Annotated in this window: 21 protein-coding genes; 13 read left to right on the top strand and 8 right to left on the bottom strand. The window is 33.4% G+C overall.

What is annotated here, in order from left to right:
• Positions 1–32 precede the first annotated feature (32 nt).
• Positions 33–1,397 carry a saccharopine dehydrogenase family protein gene (locus IEV10_RS01090; RefSeq protein ID WP_188372847.1) on the bottom strand — a complete coding sequence of 455 codons (1,365 nt, stop codon included), beginning with the start codon at positions 1,395–1,397 and terminating at the stop codon, positions 33–35.
• Positions 1,398–1,479: 82 nt separating this feature from the next.
• Here IEV10_RS01090 and IEV10_RS01085 point away from each other — a divergent pair, with 82 nt between their 5' ends.
• Together IEV10_RS01085 and pckA are read left to right on the top strand one after the other, a co-directional pair.
• Positions 1,480–1,869, top strand: a complete 390-nt coding sequence (locus IEV10_RS01085; protein WP_188372846.1) for a DUF423 domain-containing protein — start codon at positions 1,480–1,482, stop codon at positions 1,867–1,869.
• A 65-nt stretch (positions 1,870–1,934) separates the two neighbouring features.
• Positions 1,935–3,551 (top strand): phosphoenolpyruvate carboxykinase (ATP), encoded by a 1,617-nt coding sequence (gene pckA, locus IEV10_RS01080; protein ID WP_188372845.1) that lies wholly within the window; start codon positions 1,935–1,937, stop codon positions 3,549–3,551.
• Positions 3,552–3,622: 71 nt separating this feature from the next.
• On the opposite strand, the gene IEV10_RS01075 is transcribed toward pckA, so the two are convergent.
• A complete protein-coding gene (locus IEV10_RS01075; protein WP_188372844.1) occupies positions 3,623–4,372 on the bottom strand; it encodes a uroporphyrinogen-III synthase in 750 nt (249 codons plus the stop codon).
• A 15-nt stretch (positions 4,373–4,387) separates the two neighbouring features.
• Positions 4,388–5,041, bottom strand: coding sequence for a DUF4271 domain-containing protein (locus tag IEV10_RS01070; protein WP_188372843.1), 654 nt, complete (start codon positions 5,039–5,041; stop codon positions 4,388–4,390).
• Between the two features lie 106 nt (positions 5,042–5,147).
• On the opposite strand from IEV10_RS01070, the gene IEV10_RS01065 reads away from it, so the two are divergent.
• From IEV10_RS01065 to IEV10_RS01055, 3 genes are read left to right on the top strand one after another with little or no spacing between them, the layout of a single operon-like run.
• On the top strand, positions 5,148–5,873 hold the full coding sequence (locus IEV10_RS01065) for a polyprenol monophosphomannose synthase (protein WP_188372842.1): 726 nt from the start codon (positions 5,148–5,150) through the stop codon (positions 5,871–5,873).
• Positions 5,874–5,876: 3 nt separating this feature from the next.
• The gene (locus IEV10_RS01060) at positions 5,877–7,220 is read left to right on the top strand and encodes a dihydroorotase (protein ID WP_188372841.1); all 1,344 of its coding nucleotides are present in this window, start codon (positions 5,877–5,879) and stop codon (positions 7,218–7,220) included.
• Positions 7,217–7,672 carry a DUF4296 domain-containing protein gene (locus tag IEV10_RS01055; protein ID WP_229719556.1) on the top strand — a complete coding sequence of 152 codons (456 nt, stop codon included), beginning with the start codon at positions 7,217–7,219 and terminating at the stop codon, positions 7,670–7,672. Before IEV10_RS01060 ends, IEV10_RS01055 begins: the two co-directional genes overlap by 4 nt.
• On the opposite strand, the gene IEV10_RS01050 is transcribed toward IEV10_RS01055, so the two are convergent.
• Positions 7,656–8,687, bottom strand: coding sequence for an NAD-dependent epimerase/dehydratase family protein (locus IEV10_RS01050; protein WP_188372839.1), 1,032 nt, complete (start codon positions 8,685–8,687; stop codon positions 7,656–7,658). The two genes, IEV10_RS01055 and IEV10_RS01050, sit on opposite strands and share 17 nt — an antisense overlap.
• Before the next feature lie 90 nt (positions 8,688–8,777).
• Here IEV10_RS01050 and tyrS point away from each other — a divergent pair, with 90 nt between their 5' ends.
• Positions 8,778–10,076, top strand: coding sequence for a tyrosine--tRNA ligase (gene tyrS / locus IEV10_RS01045; protein WP_188372838.1), 1,299 nt, complete (start codon positions 8,778–8,780; stop codon positions 10,074–10,076).
• Between the two features lie 86 nt (positions 10,077–10,162).
• Here tyrS and IEV10_RS01040 read toward each other — a convergent pair whose 3' ends face one another.
• The 3 genes from IEV10_RS01040 to IEV10_RS01030 form a co-directional block, all read right to left on the bottom strand.
• Positions 10,163–10,603, bottom strand: coding sequence for a YHS domain-containing (seleno)protein (locus IEV10_RS01040; RefSeq protein ID WP_188372837.1), 441 nt, complete (start codon positions 10,601–10,603; stop codon positions 10,163–10,165).
• 43 nt (positions 10,604–10,646) lie between these two features.
• Entirely contained in the window at positions 10,647–11,627 is a 981-nt protein-coding gene (locus IEV10_RS01035; protein ID WP_188372836.1) for a LuxE/PaaK family acyltransferase, read from the bottom strand.
• Positions 11,628–11,698: 71 nt separating this feature from the next.
• Complete coding sequence (locus IEV10_RS01030) at positions 11,699–13,441, bottom strand: T9SS type A sorting domain-containing protein (protein WP_188372835.1); 1,743 nt, start codon at positions 13,439–13,441, stop codon at positions 11,699–11,701.
• Positions 13,442–13,674: 233 nt separating this feature from the next.
• Here IEV10_RS01030 and IEV10_RS01025 point away from each other — a divergent pair, with 233 nt between their 5' ends.
• Positions 13,675–14,361: a response regulator transcription factor gene (locus IEV10_RS01025; protein WP_188372834.1), complete on the top strand. Its 687-nt coding sequence runs from the start codon at positions 13,675–13,677 to the stop codon at positions 14,359–14,361.
• The gene (locus tag IEV10_RS01020) at positions 14,361–15,401 is read left to right on the top strand and encodes a sensor histidine kinase (protein WP_188372833.1); all 1,041 of its coding nucleotides are present in this window, start codon (positions 14,361–14,363) and stop codon (positions 15,399–15,401) included. The genes IEV10_RS01025 and IEV10_RS01020 overlap by 1 nt, the downstream gene beginning before the upstream one ends.
• On the opposite strand, the gene IEV10_RS01015 is transcribed toward IEV10_RS01020, so the two are convergent.
• A complete protein-coding gene (locus IEV10_RS01015; RefSeq protein WP_188372832.1) occupies positions 15,384–16,490 on the bottom strand; it encodes a glycosyltransferase in 1,107 nt (368 codons plus the stop codon). The two genes, IEV10_RS01020 and IEV10_RS01015, sit on opposite strands and share 18 nt — an antisense overlap.
• 77 nt (positions 16,491–16,567) lie before the next feature.
• Here IEV10_RS01015 and trmB point away from each other — a divergent pair, with 77 nt between their 5' ends.
• From trmB to IEV10_RS00990, 5 genes are all read left to right on the top strand, one after another.
• Complete coding sequence (trmB, locus tag IEV10_RS01010; RefSeq protein WP_188372831.1) at positions 16,568–17,242, top strand: tRNA (guanosine(46)-N7)-methyltransferase TrmB; 675 nt, start codon at positions 16,568–16,570, stop codon at positions 17,240–17,242.
• Positions 17,243–17,245: 3 nt separating this feature from the next.
• Positions 17,246–17,884, top strand: a complete 639-nt coding sequence (locus IEV10_RS01005; RefSeq protein WP_188372830.1) for a LysE family transporter — start codon at positions 17,246–17,248, stop codon at positions 17,882–17,884.
• 1 nt (position 17,885) lies between these two features.
• Positions 17,886–18,227 (top strand): MGMT family protein, encoded by a 342-nt coding sequence (locus tag IEV10_RS01000; RefSeq protein ID WP_188372829.1) that lies wholly within the window; start codon positions 17,886–17,888, stop codon positions 18,225–18,227.
• A gap of 182 nt (positions 18,228–18,409) precedes the next feature.
• The gene (locus IEV10_RS00995) at positions 18,410–19,555 is read left to right on the top strand and encodes an Mrp/NBP35 family ATP-binding protein (protein ID WP_188372828.1); all 1,146 of its coding nucleotides are present in this window, start codon (positions 18,410–18,412) and stop codon (positions 19,553–19,555) included.
• 51 nt (positions 19,556–19,606) lie between these two features.
• Positions 19,607–19,846: a NifU family protein gene (locus IEV10_RS00990; RefSeq protein WP_188372827.1), complete on the top strand. Its 240-nt coding sequence runs from the start codon at positions 19,607–19,609 to the stop codon at positions 19,844–19,846.
• The last annotated feature ends 27 nt before the right edge of the window (positions 19,847–19,873 follow it).

Here is a 19,873-nt window from a genome sequence, read left to right as displayed (position 1 = left end):
GTACTAAAAGTATCAGAATATGTAACCTCAGTTCAGATATTTAATGGATTATAGCCCAAATATTCTACCTCTTTTTCAGAAAATGCAATGCCATAGTCTTTAAGCTCCTCAAGAATAGGGTTGTAAACCTCTTTAGTTATAGGTATTTGCACACCAGGCGTTTTAATCTTTCCATTAAGTATGGCTAATGTTGCTATAGCAACAGGTAGTCCGACAGTTTTTGCCATAGCCGTATAAGTTTGGTCTTCGCCTATGGCTACCATAGTTGCATCAATTTGATGTTGTTCACCATTGAGTTCATAACCAAATTTATGATACATGACTATCATATCTTTATCGTTCTCATCTAAAGTCCAACTATCCATCAATATTTTCTGAAGTATTTGAGCTGGTGTAGCTTTCTTCAGAGTTACCATTTTTTTACTGCTGAACATATCCAACTCTAAAAACTTATCCCAAACAATATCATCTTGATCAATTTTAAGAGCATGTCTAAATTTGAGCTCAACAGAATCTGTAGGACTATAGGGCAAAAAGGCATTTATAAAATCGCGATAACTCATATTCTCACTGTCGTCAATAGTGTAGCTGTCATCCGTCATTCCTAATTGTACAAAAACATTCCATGCACGACTAAAACCAACGCGGCGCATTGTACCACGATATAGTGTTTTTACATAATCTAATCCATATACGTGCTGATACTTTAAAGAATCTCTGTTTGCATAAGCTTCAAATCGTCCATAATCATCAATCTCTAAAAATTCTGTACGTCTAAACAAGCGATTATATGGAATGTATTTAAACTGGTTTTCTTGTAAAAATTTAGCAGCGCCACCTTGTCCAGCAGTAACAACGTTTCTGGGATTCCAAGTAAATTTATAATTCCAAAGATTATTATCACTTTCTGGAGCAACGAGTCCGCCTGTAAATGACTCAAACAAAATCATCTTACCACCATTATCCCTAATGCGGTCAATAACCTGCATTGCACTCATGTGATCTATGCCTGGGTCAACACCAATTTCATTCATAAAGACCAAATTATTAGCTTTAGCGTCTTCATTTAAGTCTTGCATCTCTTTGCTGACATAAGATGCTGTTACCATATGTTTTTTATAGGCAATACAATCTTTTGCAGCTTCAATATGAAAACGCGCAGGTAGCATCGATACGACAATATTAGCATCTTTTATGGCTTCAGTTCGCGATTCAGTATTAAAAACATCTAGGTGAATAACAGATACATTTTCGTGATTACCGATAAGTTTTTTTGCGTTTTCAACATTAAGATCTCCAATTGTAACATGAAGATTTTCAGCATTAGACTTGTCTAATAAGTATTTGATGAGGTATGATGAAGACTTTCCTGCTCCGATGATTAAAATCTTTCGCATAATGGCTTTATATGACTAATTTTGTTTACCACGAATGTAATAAAATAGATAAGAGATTTAACAGTATTAATTCAATTTAATTATGAACAAAAAGTTATTGATTACAGGTTCTGTATTTGGAATTATAGCAATTATCCTAGGCGCATTTGCAGCGCATGGTTTAGAAAAATTGATTGATGATAAAGCGATACAATCTTTTGAAACAGGTGTACGCTACCAAATATACCATGCTTTTTTTCTATTGATACTTGGAAGTATATCTTTTATTAAAGAAAAAGCTAAATCTTATATACTAGTTTTAGTTAGTATTGGTGTTGTTTTCTTTTCATTTTCTATTTATGCCTTAGCAACAAATACTCTTTCAGGGTTTGATTTTAAGACAATAGCTTTTATTACGCCAATAGGTGGTCTACTACTTATTTTAGCTTGGGTAATATTGTTAATTAATATCTTAAAAACTAGAGTTGATTAACAGTTTTATCACCTTATATTCTAAAATAAAGTTTTATTTTTGCCGGATAACACAACATAATAAATATGGTAAATTCAGACCAATCTACGAAAACGATTTCGTTAGAAAAGTATGGGATTAAAAACGCTAAAGTTAATTATCAACTATCTCCAGAACAGCTACAGTCAAGGGCTGTTGAAAATGGTCAAGGTGTAGAAACAGCAAATAATACTTTAGCTGTCAACACAGGAGAGTTTACTGGACGCTCTCCGCAAGATCGTTTTATTGTAAAAGACGATATTACAAAAGACCGTGTTTGGTGGGGTGATATCAATATTCCTTTCGATAGTGATAAATTTCAGAAGCTTTATGATAAAGTCGTAGATTATTTATCTGAAAAAGAAGTTTATGTTAGAGATAGTTATGCATGTGCTGACGAACACTACAAACTAAACATAAGAGTTATTAATGAGTATCCTTGGAGTAATATGTTTGCTTATAACATGTTTTTACGTCCAACGGAAGACGAATTAAGAGACTTTACACCAGAGTGGACTGTTGTAAACGCTCCAGGTTTTATGGCAGATGCTGAGATTGATGGAACACGACAACACAATTTTGCGATTCTAGATTTTACAAGAAAAATTGCGCTAATTGGTGGAACAGGTTATACAGGTGAAATCAAGAAAGGGATTTTCTCTGCGCTGAATTTTATCTTACCTGTATTTAAAGATACATTACCAATGCACTGTAGTGCAAATGTTGGTAAGGATGGTGATACTGCAATTTTCTTTGGCCTATCTGGAACGGGTAAAACAACATTATCTACGGATGCTAATAGAAGTCTAATTGGAGATGATGAGCATGGATGGACAAAAGAGAATACAGTCTTTAATTTTGAAGGCGGTTGTTATGCAAAAGTGATTAACTTATCTCAAGAACAAGAGCCAGAAATTTATGGTGCAATAAAGAAAGGTGCTATTCTTGAAAATGTAATCATTGATGATAATGGTCATGTAGATTTTGCTGACACATCAATTACCCAGAATACAAGAGTAAGTTATCCAATCTACCATATTGAGAATATAAGGCAACCATCGTCTGGTAAAAACCCAAAGCATATCTTTTTCTTGACCGCAGATGCTTTTGGAGTACTGCCTCCAATATCTAAATTAACACCAAGTCAGGCGGCTTATCACTTTATATCAGGTTATACAGCAAAAGTTGCTGGGACCGAAGCTGGAGTCGTAGAACCTCAACCTTCTTTCTCTGCGTGTTTTGGAGCACCATTTATGCCACTACATCCAACTAAATATGCAGAAATGCTTAGTAAAAAGATGAAAGATGCAGGTGTAAATGTTTGGTTGGTTAATACAGGTTGGACTGGTGGACCTTATGGCGTTGGTACACGTATTAAATTAAAGTATACGCGAGCTATGATTAATGCCGTATTGAATGGCCATTTAGGGTTATATAATTATGAAGATTACCACATACATTCTGTTTTTGGAGTGGCCCAACCAAGACGTTGCCCTGGAGTACCAACAGAGGTTTTAAGCCCAAGAACAACTTGGAATGATGATGAAGCCTATTATAAAATGGCATTTAAGCTTTCTAATGAATTTAGAAATAACTTCAAACAATTTGAAAGCTATGCGTCAGAAGAAATTAGACGAGGAGGTCCTCAACGTTATGCGTTTTAAGTAAAATAGAGAACAACAAAAAAGCGATTCAAATAGTTGAATCGCTTTTTTGTTTTATATAAATAAGGAAATTATTTCCCTTTGTTAACGGCATCAATATATTTCTTTAAAGCCATAGTCATTGAAGGTGTTTCAGGAGTTGGTGCAGCAATATCCACACGCAAGCCTTTAGCTTCAACAGCTTTAATAGTTGTATTTCCAAACACTGCAAGACGTGTTTCGTTTTGCTTAAAATCAGGAAAATTGTGGAATAAAGATTCAATCCCAGATGGACTAAAGAATACTAAAATGTCATAAGTTACATTCTCTAAATCTGATAAATCACTAATTACAGTTTTGTAAAAAGTTGCTTGTGTCCAGTTTACACCTAACTTATCTAAAGTGTTAGGTATTACGGGCTTTACTTTATCAGTTGTTGGTAGTAAGAAACTTTCGTCTTTATATTTCTTTATTAGAGGCATTAAGTCTTCAAAAGTACGCTTACCAACATAAATCTTACGCTTTCTGTAAACAACATATTTCTGTAGATAATAAGCAACAGCTTCAGACTGGCAGAAATATTTCATAGTATCTGGGACTTTAAAGCGCATTTCCTCTGCAACTCTAAAAAAGTGATCAACTGAATTTCTACTAGTTAATATAATAGCAGAAAATTTGGTAAGGTCAATCTTTTGTTGTCTTATGTCTTTGGCTTCAACACCTTCAACATGTATAAACGGTCTAAAATCTACTTTTACCTTTTGTCTTTCTTGTAAATCGAAATAAGGAGAGTTCTCAATTTTAGGTTCTGGTTGCGAAACCAATATCGTTTTTACTTTCATATGCTAAACGCTTTTTTACCCGAAATAATCTTTAAATACCTTATATAAAATAACATAAGGTCCAATTTCGAGAGCGCAAAGATACAATAAAAAATAGAAAAAATTAGAAATTATGGCTTTTTGATAGTGTTGCAAAAATCTTATAAATCCACTGACATTAATTAAAAGGAATAGCGTTAAGCTTGAATAAATCACTATTTTTTTATCTAAATCACTGAATAATAACAAGATGTTGACAAGCAATAAAAGCAGGCCAGAAATGTTTTTATACGTATTTTTTTGAAAAATATACTCTTTTATAAACTCCGAGAATTCACATACATGAGCGATAATACGCTCAATAATAATCTTAAATAGGGTAAAAACTAATAGACCAAGAAATACATAAATTAATAAGAAAATGTTGTCCGGTAAGGGTTCTTTTAGCGTGGAATATGCAAAATGAATAAAAATCCCTAAAGTAAAAACAAAGTTTGTAAACAGGAGTATATTAAAGATGTCTAGCTTTTTTCGTTCACGAGAGTAGAGTTTAATATACCTATCATTCCAGATAACTTGTAAAAAATCTGCAAAGCGGATGCCAAATAACTGCCTAGTAGAGACAATTAGAATTAAGCAAACCAATATTAAACCTATGTAGATATCTTGTGTAAAGTACTCTCGTAACATTAAGCTAATTTATAAAGAAAAGTCGAGGTATATACTAAATGTAAAAAGGGAATTAAAAGTAACTTAGTGACTTAAAAATTTTACATTTGCTAAAATAAAAAGACCTATGAGTGATGCAATTGTCATCATACCAACTTATAACGAGAAAGAAAACATCCAAGCCATAATTGAAAGTGTTTTTGGGTTACCAAAAAGTTTTCATGTACTAGTTGTTGATGATAACTCACCTGATGGCACAGCTTCTATTGTCAGCAAATTACAATCTGTTTTTAATGACAAACTTCATTTGCTCTCAAGAGCTAATAAAAATGGTTTAGGAACAGCATATATAGATGGTTTTAAATGGTGTTTGCGTCGAGAGTATGATTATATTTTTGAAATGGATGCTGATTTTTCTCACAATCCAAAAGACCTAGTAAGATTATATCAAGCCACAAAACAAAAAGACGTCGACCTTGTTGTAGGATCTAGATATATTAAAGGTGTAAATGTTGTAAACTGGCCTTTGGCTCGTATTCTTTTATCTTACGGAGCGTCCTTATATGTAAAGATGATTACAGGTATGCGCGTACAGGATCCAACTGCTGGTTTTGTTTGCTATAAAAGAGAAGTGTTAGAAGCGATTAATTTAGATGAAATAAAGTTTATAGGTTATGCGTTTCAAATTGAAATGAAGTTTAAAGCTTACAAAAAAGGCTTTAAAATTGTTGAGATTCCCATTATCTTTACAGATCGAATTAAAGGCAAATCAAAAATGTCTGGAGGCATTATTTCTGAAGCAATCTTTGGAGTGATTAGCCTTAAATGGAAAAGTCTATTCAAAAAAGATTAAAGAATGAGTAACCAAACGCTTATAAAAAATGCCAAGATTGTAAATGAAGGTCAGATTACTGAAGGTGATATATTAATTGAAGATAATTTAATCAAAGAAATAAACGCTTCTATAAGCGCAAAGTCTGCTGATGTAAAAGTCATAGATGCAGAAGGAAATTACGTGTTTCCAGGGATGATAGATGACCAAGTGCATTTTAGAGAGCCTGGATTAACACATAAAGCTAATATAGAGACCGAATCAAGAGCAGCTATCGCAGGTGGTATTACATCTTTTGTAGAAATGCCAAATACCAATCCGCAAACAACCACAATAGAAAAACTTGAAGAGAAATTTGATATCGCGTCAAAGTCTTCTTATGCTAACTATTCTTTTATGTTTGGTGGTACAAATGATAATTTGGATGAAATTTTAAAATTAGACCCCAAAGCTGTAGCTGGCTTAAAACTATTTTTAGGTTCTTCTACAGGGAATATGTTAGTCGATAACCCTGAAGTGCTAGAAAAAATCTTTTCTAGTACAGACTTAGTGATCTCAGTACATTGCGAAGATGAATCAACAATTAGAGAGAATTTAGCAAAAGCAAAAGCTAAATATGGCGATGATATTCCAATGGAATTACATCCTGTTATTAGAAGTGAGGAAGCATGCTATCTATCATCATCTCAAGCTATTGAGTTGGCCAAAAAAACGGGAGCACGCTTACATGTTTTTCATTTGTCAACGGCAAAAGAGACAGCACTATTTACAAATAAAATACCATTAAAAGACAAAAAGATAACGGCTGAGGTTTGTATACATCATCTCTGGTTTTCTGATAAAGATTACCAAACTAAAGGAAGTCATATTAAATGGAATCCAGCTGTAAAAACTGCAGATGACAGAGAAGGTCTGTGGAAAGCGTTATTAGATGGTCGTATTGATGTTATTGCAACTGATCATGCACCACATACCATAGAAGAAAAAGACAAGACATATACAACAGCACCCTCAGGTGGGCCATTAGTACAGCATGCATTTGTGGCATTATTAGAGGCATACCATAACGGGAAATTATCTTTAGAGTTAATTGCTCAAAAAACAGCACATAATCCTGCAATTTTATTTGATGTCGAAAAAAGAGGTTATATTAGAGAGGGTTACTATGCAGATTTGATTATTACGGATTTAAACAATCCTTGGACGGTTAACAAAGAGAATATACTTTATAAATGTGGTTGGTCTCCTTTTGAAGGTAATACCTTTAAGAGTCGTATTACGCATACATTTGTCAATGGTCAATTGGTATATAACAATTTTAAGGTATTAAATGTTAAAGCTGGGCAAAGATTAACCTTTGATAGATGATGAAACAGGTTTTAGTCATAGTATTAGTTATAGGGCTTTTTTTAAGTTGTGAACCAAAATTACAACCAAAAAAACCAGAAAATTTGATTCCAAAAGATAAAATGACTGAGATTTTATCCGATATGTTTGTTGTAAGTTCTGCTAAAGGTGTTAGCAGAACTATACTAGAGGCAAAAGGTATCGATCCTGAAACATATATTCTAAAAAAATATAATATTGATAGTTTGCAATTTGCACAAAGCAATGATTATTATGCTCATGATATCGAAACCTATAAGGAAATTATAGAAGAGATAAAGGCTAAACTTACTTCTGAAAAGCAAAAATATGAAGCTGAAAATAAAAAGGAAGAAGCAGAAAATAAAAAGAAAAAAGATTCTCTTATAAAGTTAAAACAAGTTCAAAGAGCTAATCCTAATTTAAAAGAAGGGGTTATTAAAACAAAAAGCTAGAGTTTAAGTCCTTAAGAAAGAGTTTGGAAACTTTTTTTATTGATTCTTCAATCGGAGTAAATTCGTAATCAAGAGCTAATTTTAGTTTTGAGTTGTCATACTTGGTAACAGAAGTAATGGTCTTAACTAACTGCCTAGATAGCTTTCTCCTTTTCCTAAATAGCTTATGGTTTAACCAATCCAAGCGCCATAGAATATGTAATTGCCAAGGCTTAATTAGCTTTTGTTTTTTTGTAACGTTTAAAGCTTCAGCTGTTCTTCTATTAAAATCTTTAAAGAGTAGATTCTCGGCAACTAGAATGAATCCTTCATTTTTAATTTCACTTTGCATTAAAAGAATCATTATATCTATAACATCATAAACATCAACATATGCAGATCCACCTTCGGTATAAAAAGATAGTCCTTTGTATATCTGTTTAAATAAACTACCACTGCCACCACCATGCCAAAAACCAGAACCTAAAATTATTCCTGGATTAACTACGATAACATCCAATCCTTCTTGCGATCCGCGCCAAACCTCTAATTCGGCTCCATATTTAGTAATAGCATAAACACTATTATCTTCTTCTGGATTCCAAGGTGTTGTTTCAGTTATTAAATCTTCATGATTATTTGTTTGCCCAATTGCTGCAATAGAACTAACGTAACAAAGCTTTTTTACCTTAAGCGAAATACATAGGTTAACAATATTGGCTGTGCCTTTAATATTTATTTTCCGTAGCACTTTGTATTTATCAGGTTCAAAAGAGATGAAAGCTGCACAATGGTATACATATGTAATATCTTTAAAAGCGTCTTGTAGTTTTGGAATATTGGTAATATCTGCTTCAACCCATTCAATGGTATTATAAAGACTTTCCCAATTTTCAGAATAATAAGAAAACACATGCTTTGTAGATTCTAATTTATGGGCGCGTCTATAAATGGCTTTTACTTTTTTGCCTTCATTAGCTAGTCTGTAAAGTAAATGAGAACCTACTAATCCTGTGCCTCCTGTAACTAAAATCATAAAGCGAATTTACGCTTTTTTACATTTGTCTTTTGTCTTTTAAAGTGGAAACATATCTTTGCCTATCGAATTTTAGAATATAAACATCCAATGAGTAAGAATTTTGTTGAAGAGTTAAAGTGGAGAGGCATGTTGCATGATAGTATGCCAGGTGTAGAGGAACATTTAAGTGAAGCTATGAGAAGTGCCTATGTGGGCTTTGACCCAACAGCAGATTCTTTGCATATTGGTAATCTAGTGCCAATTATGTTGTTAGCGCATTATCAGCGTTGTGGACATCAACCAGTTGCATTGGTTGGTGGTGCTACAGGGATGATTGGTGATCCATCTGGTAAATCAAGTGAACGTAATCTATTAGATGAAAAGACATTGCGTCATAACCAAGAAGCTATAAAAGTTCAGTTAGCACACTTTTTAGATTTTGAAAGTAATGTGCCTAATGCAGCAAAATTGGTAAATAATTACGATTGGATGAAAGAATTTTCATTCCTTGAATTTATTCGTGATGTCGGTAAGCATATTACTGTGAATTATATGATGGCCAAAGATTCTGTAAAGAATAGAATATCTGCTGAATCCACTAGTGAAGGCATGAGTTTTACAGAGTTTACATACCAACTCGTTCAAGGTTATGATTTTTTACACTTGTATAAAGCAAATAATTGTACCATACAAATGGGTGGAAGTGACCAGTGGGGAAATATTACTACTGGAACAGAATTGATAAGGCGAATTGGTAATGGAAAAGGATTTGCAATAACATGCCCATTAATTACAAAAAGTGATGGTTCTAAATTTGGAAAGTCTGAAGGTGGAAATGTATGGCTAGATGCTAAAAGAACATCTCCTTATAAATTCTACCAATACTGGTTAAACTCTAGTGATGAAGATGCTGAAAAGTATATCAAGATTTTTACATTTTTAAATCAAGAAGAGATTAAAAATAGTGTTGAAGCTCATAAAGAAGCACCACATTTAAGAGGATTGCAAAAACGATTAGCTGAGGAGATTACAACAATGGTGCATTCTGAAGAAGATTTTAAAAATGCTGAAAAAGCATCAAATGTGTTGTTTAGCAAAACTTTTAAAGCTGATATTGCAACGATTGATGAAACTACATTTTTAGATGTTTTTGAAGGTGTGCCTCAAGCAGAGATTTCAAAAGCAGATTTTGAAGCTGGACTAGATATGATTGCGGCATTAGCTGCTAAAACAGAGTTTTTAAACTCTAATGGTGAAGCAAGACGTGCGCTTAAGGAGAACTCAGTATCTGTAAATAAAGAGAAAGTAAAAGAAGATTATATGATTTCTTCTGATGACTTAATTAATGGTAAGTACGTTATTCTTAACAAGGGTAAACGCAATACATATATTATTAAGATTGTATAAAAAAATGCCCGGAGAAGCCTCCGAGCATTTTCAACCAATCAATCAACTTTCAACTATTTATTAATCTTTCTTTTTCATTTAAAAAATTAATTTTTAATAGCCTCCCAATTTAAGTCGGCTTTTTTCTGTAAACCTTTCACATTTTCTTTTTTCCATAATTCTAAAGTGTTTGTACCCCATGAATTATAGAATAAATAGAGTTTCCCATCGCGTATTTCAAACGTTTCTGGGTCTATTCCTACTTTTTTAGATTTTACAGCAACAGCATAAGCACAATAGCCACCATATTGCGGTGCATATTTTTCAGGAGCCATTAAAAAAGTATCTAAGTTTTTCTGAGAAGAAAATTTATACTTTACATTATCATGCGTCGTTGAGAAACTTTTTTTGCCTTCGACAGCATTATTATTAAAGTATTCTACAACATCATATCCTTCTGCAACATAACCTTTTTTAAGGTTGTAATCTATAGATTGCGCGTTTAAACTCGTAATGCTAGTTAGTAATGCGATTAGTATAAATCTCATAATATATTTGTTTAGAGACTATGTCGAGAATTTAAAAGCTTGCTTACAGAACCATAAGATTACAACCACGAATATCTGAATTGTCAAAACGTCCTATGACTTCAAAAGTTTTATTCTCATAAGTTTTGCCAAGATCTTGAGTGGCTATAAAAGCGCAAGAATTAATATTTGCTAGGTCTATAATATTAAGACCTCCAGAAGTTGATTTTTTATGTATAGACAAAGCATCTTCTGTGTCACGAGTAAAGATTTTTAGCCAAGGCGGACATTCAAAAATACCATTACCTTTAGAGTAAGCTTGACTTAAGAGTTCTGTCATGCCATATTCGCTATGAATATGATTAACGCCAAAACTTTTCTTTAATATAGCATGTAACTCTGCGCGAATCATTTCTTTTCGACGTCCTTTCATGCCGCCAGTTTCCATGATAATGGTGTGCTTTAAATTGAAATTGTAGTTTTCTGCCAAATCCAATAATGCAAAAGAAACACCTATTAAAAGTGTTTTCTGACCTCTTGTTTCTAGACGTTTTATAGTGTTTGCTAATTCATCTAAATTATTTAAGTAAAATCCACTTTCAGTATGCTTTGAAGCTCTGATTAAATCTTCAGCCATGTATATTAGCGAAGATCCATTTCTTTCTAAATAAGATGGTAATAAAGCCAAAACAACATAATCTTCTATGTTTCCGTAAAAATGATTAAAGCCTTTTCTGAAACTGTTTTCGTAAATGCTTAGGTCAGTAACATGATGCTTGCTAGTTGTATTCCCTGTTGTACCAGAACTTGTAAATGTTTTTTCAATAACATGTCTAGAGCTTAAAATTTTATGAGATTTGAAAAACTGAATAGGTAAAAACGGAATATCTTCAATTTCTTTTACATCTGAAGGATGCTTAAAAAGCAAATCGCAAAACGAACGGTAGACAGGATTATTTACAAACTGAAATTTAAAGACGTCTAATGCTAAATCTTTGAATTCTTCATCATATGATATATTAAAAATTCTGTCTGTTTCTATCATGTTGTAAAATTAATCAAAACAAAAAGCGCTACCAATGGGTAGCGCTTTTTAGAATTAAATTTTTTATAGGCTTATCTGATAACAAGTTTCTTAGTACTTGTGGCTCCATCTTGAGTTAATCTCAATAAATAAATACCAGATTTTAAGTTAGAAACGTCTAATCTATTATTAGAAATGGTTTCGTTTTTAATTTGCTTACCTAATACATCAAATACAGTAACGGCTATTGGAGATACATTTACAGAAGAAATGTTTACCTCACCAGTATTAGTTGGGTTAGGAAAGACAGAGAATTCTCTTATCTGAAAATTATCTTCCGCCGAAAGGACTTGCAAAAAAGTTTGTCCAATAAGTAGATTATCAACTAAAACTCCTTCATTTTGCGAAGAATCAGATTGTCTTAACCCAAATTGAGAGATTGATCTAGCATTAGCGTCATCTAAATCAGCGCCCAATATAGAAGTATCTGTATCAGTTGTTGCGTTAATCCAAAGCTGTGAATCATTAGTAGATTGATTATATCTTACTATAGCTCTATATGTTGTTCCAAAAGATAAATCAGTGGCCCAAATAGCGTCTTCATTACTACTATCTGTTGCTATACCAACTGTAAAATCATTTCCAGGAGTATTAGCATCTGTAATACTTAATCTTCCGCTAAACCCAAAAGAATCGTCCTTAAAAAAAGCAAAGTACTCATAATCACCACCAGAAATAACAGCCCCTGGATCGACAACAGTGAAGTCAATACCAAAGTAAATATCACCAGCTACTGGTGTAAATGCAATACTAGCATCTTCACTTGGACTTCCATGTTGTACTAAAGCCTGTCCAGATACTACTTGCAGATCCTCATTTGTACCTGAGAAATTTGACCAATCAGGGTTACTAACTAAAGGCCCATCTGCATATGTGAAATCTTCAGATAGAGGAAGTGTAAGCGCAGGTATACAATCTACTGCGCTAACAGTGGTATCTATATCACATAGTCCACCATCTTCGATTGTAACAATAACATCTACACCCTCATTTACTCCATTTACAGTAATAGTACCTGAAGCATCCATAGAAGGATTGCCCATCGATAAATCAACAGTTCCTGAATCTGCACTCACTGTGTAAGTTGAAGTGCCTCCACCTGTAAATGCTATAGTAGCTGTATATGTGTCAGTGCCAGCTGTAATATTATCACATACTGCATTTACAGCACCAATAGATAAATCACAAACCGCACTATCATTTGAAGCTCTAAAAGTTATATTTTTAACGGTATAAGTTCCATCCATATTTCTTTGTACAGACTGAGTATCTTTAGACATGTTTTCATCCTCGTTGTATTGAATACCTCCAATGGCTGCAAGTAATCCTGAATCGTCTCCGTCATTAGTGTCGTAAACGACACCGCTTAGCAAAGTTGTTCCCATAGGAAGAGGGTCTATAGATGTGCCATTAGGAAAGTCAGTTCCATTACCGCTAAATATAGCTACAGCATCTGCTCCATTTTGTATTGCTCCAGATCCTCCAGGAGGAATTTCTAGGTCACCTGCAGATATTATTGCTGTATTTCCTAGAATAAAAAGACCATTTGCATCTGTAGAAAATCCGTCTAAATCAAAAGACAAATAGCTAGTGTCATTACTTCCATTAAAGAGTACAACAACAAGGCCGTTAAGTGATGTATTAGGAGTCCATAAAATTTCAATAAATTCAGCTGCATCTGTTCCTGGAGTATCTGCGTCAACTTCATTTATCACCTGCCCAAAAGAGGTAGCAGTCATTAAAATTGTAAAAAGTAAAAAGTAAAGTTTTTTCATAATTAATTAATTGTAGTTAAAAGAGTCTCAAATATAAGAAGAATATTGACTTTAATTAAATGATATTAAGCAATTAAGGTTCTATTTTACAATTATTTAAAATTAGCTATTCTTAATCCGATAAACTGTAGTTTTATCCGACAAATGTTAGGTAATTGTTACCAATTTGTAATCAGTAAATTTTATTTAGGAGTTATAATTATATTTACCGTAAGTTATAATTCTACTTTATTTTGAAAAAAAGAGATATTAAAATTTTGCTAGTAGATGATGAGGCTGATATTTTAGAAATCGTAGGCTACAATTTATCATCAGAAGGCTATCAAGTGACTACTGCAAAAAATGGTGTTGAAGCTATAGAAAAAGCAAAAAAGCATAAGCCACATCTAATAATATTAGATGTGATGATGCCAGAGATGGATGGTATAGAAGCTTGTGAGAAGCTCAGGGAAATTCCTGATTTAAGCAATACAGTTATTACATTTTTAACTGCTAGAGGCGAAGATTACTCTCAAGTTGCGGGGTTTGATGCTGGTGCCGACGATTATATTACAAAACCAATAAAACCTAAAGTGTTGGTAAGCAAGGTGAAAGCACTTTTAAGACGTCTTAAAGAATCAGAAAATCCATCAGATACCATTATCAAAATTGGCGAACTAATTATTAATAGAGAGGAATACAAAATCACTAATAAAGGAGAAGAAATTATTTTGCCAAGAAAAGAATTTGAATTACTATCTTTATTAGCAACCAAGCCAGGAAAAGTATTTAAGCGCGAAGAGATTTTAGACAAAGTTTGGGGTAATGAGGTCGTTGTTGGAGGAAGAACCATAGATGTACACATTAGAAAACTCAGAGAAAAAATTGGTGATAAATCTTTTAAAACTGTCAAAGGCGTTGGTTACAAGTTTGTTGACTAATGCAAAAAGCACTAAAAAAATCTTATAAATTTACGATTAGAACAGCAAGCTATGTGACCATAATAGCTACAGTTTTAATGGCTTTGTTTCTCAATGCTTTTCATACGATAGATTGGGAATTTCTAATTTTTCCATTTGCATGTTTTCTGGTTTGTTTTGTGGTTATTCAATACAGAATAGAACGTTTTATATATCGCCGTATAAAAAGAATATACGATGACCTTACACTTCTAGAGTCTACAGATTTGAGACAACAGCCTATCACTACGGATATGACGACACTTACTAAAGAGATTGATAAGTATGCTAGAGACAAAAAACTAGAAATAGAAACACTTAAAGTTAGAGAAGAATACAGGAAGGAGTTTTTAGGTAATGTGTCTCATGAGTTGAAGACACCTTTATTTACCGTTCAAGGTTATATTGAGACACTTCTAGATGGCGCAATGAATGATGAAAAAATTCGTAAAAAATATTTGAGCCGTGCCAGTAAAGGCGTAGAAAGATTGACTTATATCTTGAAAGATTTAGACATGATTACCAAATTAGAAGTTGGAGACTTAAGTTTAAATATCGAGAAATTTGATGTTGTAGAATTAATTCAAAATATATTTGATCTTTTTGAAATGAAAGCTTCAAAAAAGAATATTACATTGACTTTCGATACTGATTATCCTCAACCTATTTATGTTAATGCAGATAGAGAACGTATTCAGCAAATTGTAAGTAATCTAGTTGTAAATTCTATAAAATATGGTTCAGAGCACGGAACTACAGAAGTAAGTATTGAGAACTTAATTAAAAACAAGGTTATTGTTCGAGTAACTGACAACGGAGAAGGTATTGCGCAAGAGCATTTGAGTCGTCTGTTTGAGCGCTTTTATCGTGTGGATAAAAGTGGATCTAGAAAAGAAGGTGGTTCTGGTTTAGGATTGTCTATCGTTAAGCATATTATAGAAGCGCATAACGAAAAAATATATGTAGAAAGTGAACCTGGTGTAGGAAGTGAGTTTTCGTTTACGCTAGAAAAGGCCAAATAGTTTTTTGTAATTACACTCTGCCTCCATAGCCTTAAAGCCTGTGTAAGTAGTATTAAAGTTAAGATCTTTGAAACTAAAATTGTCTTGTTCTATAAAGGGAATACTAGAATTTTCGGATAACTTTTTGGCCAAATACAATTGTTCAAACTGACCAGGAGTTGGGATAAAAATTGCTTTTTTTCCGAGCTTAGCTAAATCCATAATCGTGGTGTATCCAGATCTCGAGACAATTAATTTACTAGAATTTATAGCTGTTTCAAGCTCGTTGCTTGTCATATAATTGTACATTTTAATGTTGTCAATTATGGTCATCTTCTGTTTACCTTCAACCAAGCCTCTTACAAAAACCACAGACTCTTTTTTGTTTTTAAGTTCAAATAATAATTTCTTTTCTAGTTGTGTACGTTGAGGTTCAGGACCAGATAAAATAACAAGAATGTCTATATTTTCTTCACTAGTCTGTTTTTTGAAACGGCTTAATGGACCAATGTATTTTACATTATTTAATTGGCGTTTTGTGTGACCTAACTCACCACTTAAATTAGGACTATGTTCAAAGTCTGGCACCCAACATTCGTCAAATTTCTTAATGATGTCTTGATGCCATTTACTACTCAACCAGGTTGTTTTTCCGCTAAGAACATTTAACTGATGCGTGATATATACAGATGGGATGGCTTTATGTCTAACGCCAAAACGATTATCAGAAATAATACCATCTATGTTTTCAGTTTCAACTAATTGTTCAATACGTTTTCTTTCGCGTTTAATTGTTTTCAAAATATGAGGAGATGCTTTTAAAAATTTCAATTTAAAACCATTACTTTTTTTGGAATACGAAATATTATAAGACGGAAGCTCAAAAGCAGATAATTTAGGAAACTCTTTTTTCAGTAGCTCCAATGCACCACCGTCCGAAGCAATAACAGGCTCAAGGCCTTGAGAAATTAAGGCATTAATAATGGGAATACAACGTGTAGCATGACCTAAACCCCAGCAAAGTGGCGCCACTAAAATTCGCTTTCTATTATGAGCTTGTTTTAGTATCTTTTTATTATACGTTGATGATAACTGAGTAGTAACCGTCATTTATTTTTTAAATGTCTATTATAGACCAAAGATAAACCTAAAATGTTTCCTTAATTTTGCCAAAAGATTAAATAATTGTGGGAAGCAAAAACAAATTAAAGCGCTTTAAGGAAAACGAAACATTCGAAAACGTTTTTCAGCCTAAGCGAGAAGAACTTACCGATGGTAATTTCAAAAATAAAGGCAATTGGAATAAAAATGTTTTCAAAAACGATAATCCAATTGTTTTAGAATTGGGATGTGGAAAAGGCGAGTATACTGTTGGTCTTGCTAAGCGCTACCCTAATAAAAATTTTATCGGTATAGATATCAAAGGTGCACGCTTTTGGAGAGGCGCAAAAACAGCGTTAGAAGAGAATATCCCTAATGCCATGTTTATAAGAACACAAATAGAATTAATTGATTTTGCTTTTACTGATAATGAAGTTGATGAAATCTGGATTACATTTCCTGATCCGCAAATAAAGTACAAGCGCACCAAGCATAGAATGACAAATCTTGAGTTTTTAGAACGCTATAAAAAGGTACTTAAGCCAAATGGGATAATGCATTTAAAAACAGATAGTGAGTTTATGCACGGATATACTTTAGGCTTACTGCATGGAGCAAAACATAAGGTGCTTTATGCCAATCATAATGTATATAAGCAAGAAGGTAGTCCTGAAGAAGTTACAGAAATACAAACCTTTTATGAGCGTCAATATTTAGAACAAGACAAACCAATTACGTATATTAGATTTCAAATCAACTAAATCTTGAGTATAACTATTGTCTTTTTTCTTGGTCTTTTTGTGGCCTTAATTGGTGTAATTCCACCTGGTTTACTTAATATGACAGCTGCAAAAATAAGCCTTAAAGAAGGCGCTGGGCGAGGCGTTATGTTTTCTACAGGAGTATGTTTAGTCGTTTTTATTCAGACGTATATCGCTGCAATTTTTTCAAGATATTTGAGTAATCGACCAGATGTGGTTGAGATTCTTCAACGCGTGGCGTTTGTTATTTTTGTTTTAATTACTATCTATTTTTTGGTTTTAGCGTCAAAACAAAAAGAAGAAACCAAGCCAGTAGAAGAAGATGATATTCGCAGTAAAAAAAGCCGTTTTTTCTATGGGATGTTTTTGTCTGCGCTAAATGTATTCCCCATTCCATATCAGGCTTACATGACAATTACTTTGGCATCTTTTGGTGTTATGGATTTTGAACGGGTGAGCATTATCACATATGTTACTGGAGCTGCAATGGGAACATTTGTAATGCTGTATTTTTATATTTTCTTTTTTGATAAGATAAAAGATAAAACATTTACGTCTCAAAAGAACATGAATTACATTATTGGTAGTGTTACAGGTTTGGTGGCGTTAATTACATTTATAAATATTCTCAGGGAGATTTAAGATGAAGCCAGAAACTGAAAGTTTTTTCGAACGGGTATATGAAGTCGCAAAACGTATCCCTTATGGGAGAGCAACAAGCTATGGGGCTATTGCTAAATACTTAGGAGCTGCAAGAAGTGCGCGAATTGTGGGTTATGCTATGAATGGTTCTTTTGGCAAAGACGTACCAGCGCATCGCGTGGTGAATAGAAAAGGCTTATTGACTGGCAAGCATCATTTTGAAGGCACAAATTTGATGCAACAACTTTTAGAAAACGAAGGCATTGAAGTTGTAGAGAATCAGATTCAGAATTTTGAAACTGTTTTTTGGGACCCTTCGAAGGAATTACAAGCCCATTTATAAAGCTTATCCACTCATTTTTCTTTTCAATTTTCTTAACGAATAATGTTAACTTTTAGCAGTATCTTTGCATTTAGAATTAATCTAGATAAAAAGTGAAATGCGCCGAAAATGAAAGTTTCTAGTTGTCCTAGAGACTAATGGCGAATTCCATCTGACAAACTAGTAACGTTGAATATTAACAGATGAAACTTAATAAACAAGATGTACTAAATGCGCTTAAAACCATAACTGTTCCTGGTGAAGGGCAGAACATGGTTGATAGTGGTGCAGTTACCAATGTGGTGACCTTTGCCGATGAAGTAATTGTGGATTTAACAATAAAAAATCCAAGTCTTCAGGCACGAAAGAAAGCAGAGGTAGAGATACTGCAAACCATTCATCGAGACGTTTACGAAAAAGCTAAAATAAAAGTCAATATAAAAGTTGAAGCACCAGCTAAAGCGCCTAAACAAACCAATGAAATAAAAGGAAAACCTATTCCAGGAATTTCTAATATTGTTGCTGTAGCCTCTGGGAAAGGTGGTGTTGGTAAATCAACTGTTACAGCAAATTTAGCAGTAACCTTAGCTAAAATGGGCTTTAAAGTAGGTGTTTTAGATGCAGATATTTATGGACCATCGATTCCTATAATGTTCGATGTTGCTTCAGAAAGACCATTGTCTGTCAATGTAGATGGAAAATCTAAAATGAAACCTATAGAAAACTACGGCGTAAAGGTTTTGTCAATAGGATTTTTCACAAAACCAGACCAAGCGGTTATTTGGCGTGGTCCAATGGCTTCGAAAGCATTAAATCAAATGATTTTTGATGCGGCTTGGGGCGAACTAGATTTCTTGTTATTAGATTTGCCTCCAGGAACAGGAGATATTCATTTGAGTATTATGCAAGCATTACCAATAACTGGTGCGGTTGTTGTGAGTACACCACAGAATGTCGCTTTAGCAGATGCAAAAAAAGGTGTAGCTATGTTTCAACAAGATAGCATTAATGTTCCTGTTTTAGGAATTATAGAAAACATGGCTTACTTTACACCAGCTGAATTGCCAGAGAATAAATATTATATCTTTGGGAAAGAAGGCGCAAAACATTTAGCAGAAGATTTAGAGGTGCCTTTCTTAGGAGAAGTGCCTTTAGTAAAAAGTATAAGAGAAGCGGGAGATGTTGGTAGGCCAGCTGCTTTGCAAACAGCTACGCCAATAGAAGAAGCTTTTGAAGCGTTAACAAAACGTGTTGTAGAGCAAGTGGTTTATAGAAATGAAGCGCTACCCGAAACAGAAGCAATAAAAATTACAACAATGGCAGGATGTTCTGCTGTTAAAAAGAAATAAAATGAATTCATAGGTTAATCTTGATATTATGAATTCCATTAAATAAAAATTATGACTGGTGAACAATTAAAAGAGAATGTTGAGAAAGCACTAGACGAAATTCGTCCATTTCTACAGAGTGATGGCGGTGATATTTCTTTACTTTCTATAGAGGATGATAAGTTTGTCAAAGTGCAGTTGCAAGGGGCTTGTATTGCCTGTAGTGTTAATCAAATGACTTTAAAGTCTGGTGTAGAAATGACGATTAAAAAGTATGCACCGCAGATAGAAAAAGTAATCAATGTCGAATAATTTAAAATGACTTTTATCACATTCTGA

It is taken from the genome of Winogradskyella haliclonae, from assembly GCF_014635865.1.
Taxonomy (GTDB): domain Bacteria; phylum Bacteroidota; class Bacteroidia; order Flavobacteriales; family Flavobacteriaceae; genus Winogradskyella; species Winogradskyella haliclonae.
Note: the sequence above shows the minus strand (reverse complement) of the source record. Positions and strands in the feature narration are given on the sequence as shown.

Coding starts and splice junctions, on each gene's coding strand:
- IEV10_RS01090 (WP_188372847.1), bottom strand. CDS start 1,397: ATGCGAAAGATTTTAATCATCGGAGCAGGAAAGTCTTCATCATACCTC.
- IEV10_RS01085 (WP_188372846.1), top strand. CDS start 1,480: ATGAACAAAAAGTTATTGATTACAGGTTCTGTATTTGGAATTATAGCA.
- pckA (WP_188372845.1), top strand. CDS start 1,935: ATGGTAAATTCAGACCAATCTACGAAAACGATTTCGTTAGAAAAGTAT.
- IEV10_RS01075 (WP_188372844.1), bottom strand. CDS start 4,372: ATGAAAGTAAAAACGATATTGGTTTCGCAACCAGAACCTAAAATTGAG.
- IEV10_RS01070 (WP_188372843.1), bottom strand. CDS start 5,041: ATGTTACGAGAGTACTTTACACAAGATATCTACATAGGTTTAATATTG.
- IEV10_RS01065 (WP_188372842.1), top strand. CDS start 5,148: ATGAGTGATGCAATTGTCATCATACCAACTTATAACGAGAAAGAAAAC.
- IEV10_RS01060 (WP_188372841.1), top strand. CDS start 5,877: ATGAGTAACCAAACGCTTATAAAAAATGCCAAGATTGTAAATGAAGGT.
- IEV10_RS01055 (WP_229719556.1), top strand. CDS start 7,217: ATGATGAAACAGGTTTTAGTCATAGTATTAGTTATAGGGCTTTTTTTA.
- IEV10_RS01050 (WP_188372839.1), bottom strand. CDS start 8,687: ATGATTTTAGTTACAGGAGGCACAGGATTAGTAGGTTCTCATTTACTT.
- tyrS (WP_188372838.1), top strand. CDS start 8,778: ATGAGTAAGAATTTTGTTGAAGAGTTAAAGTGGAGAGGCATGTTGCAT.
- IEV10_RS01040 (WP_188372837.1), bottom strand. CDS start 10,603: ATGAGATTTATACTAATCGCATTACTAACTAGCATTACGAGTTTAAAC.
- IEV10_RS01035 (WP_188372836.1), bottom strand. CDS start 11,627: ATGATAGAAACAGACAGAATTTTTAATATATCATATGATGAAGAATTC.
- IEV10_RS01030 (WP_188372835.1), bottom strand. CDS start 13,441: ATGAAAAAACTTTACTTTTTACTTTTTACAATTTTAATGACTGCTACC.
- IEV10_RS01020 (WP_188372833.1), top strand. CDS start 14,361: ATGCAAAAAGCACTAAAAAAATCTTATAAATTTACGATTAGAACAGCA.
- IEV10_RS01015 (WP_188372832.1), bottom strand. CDS start 16,490: ATGACGGTTACTACTCAGTTATCATCAACGTATAATAAAAAGATACTA.
- IEV10_RS01000 (WP_188372829.1), top strand. CDS start 17,886: ATGAAGCCAGAAACTGAAAGTTTTTTCGAACGGGTATATGAAGTCGCA.
- IEV10_RS00995 (WP_188372828.1), top strand. CDS start 18,410: ATGAAACTTAATAAACAAGATGTACTAAATGCGCTTAAAACCATAACT.
- IEV10_RS00990 (WP_188372827.1), top strand. CDS start 19,607: ATGACTGGTGAACAATTAAAAGAGAATGTTGAGAAAGCACTAGACGAA.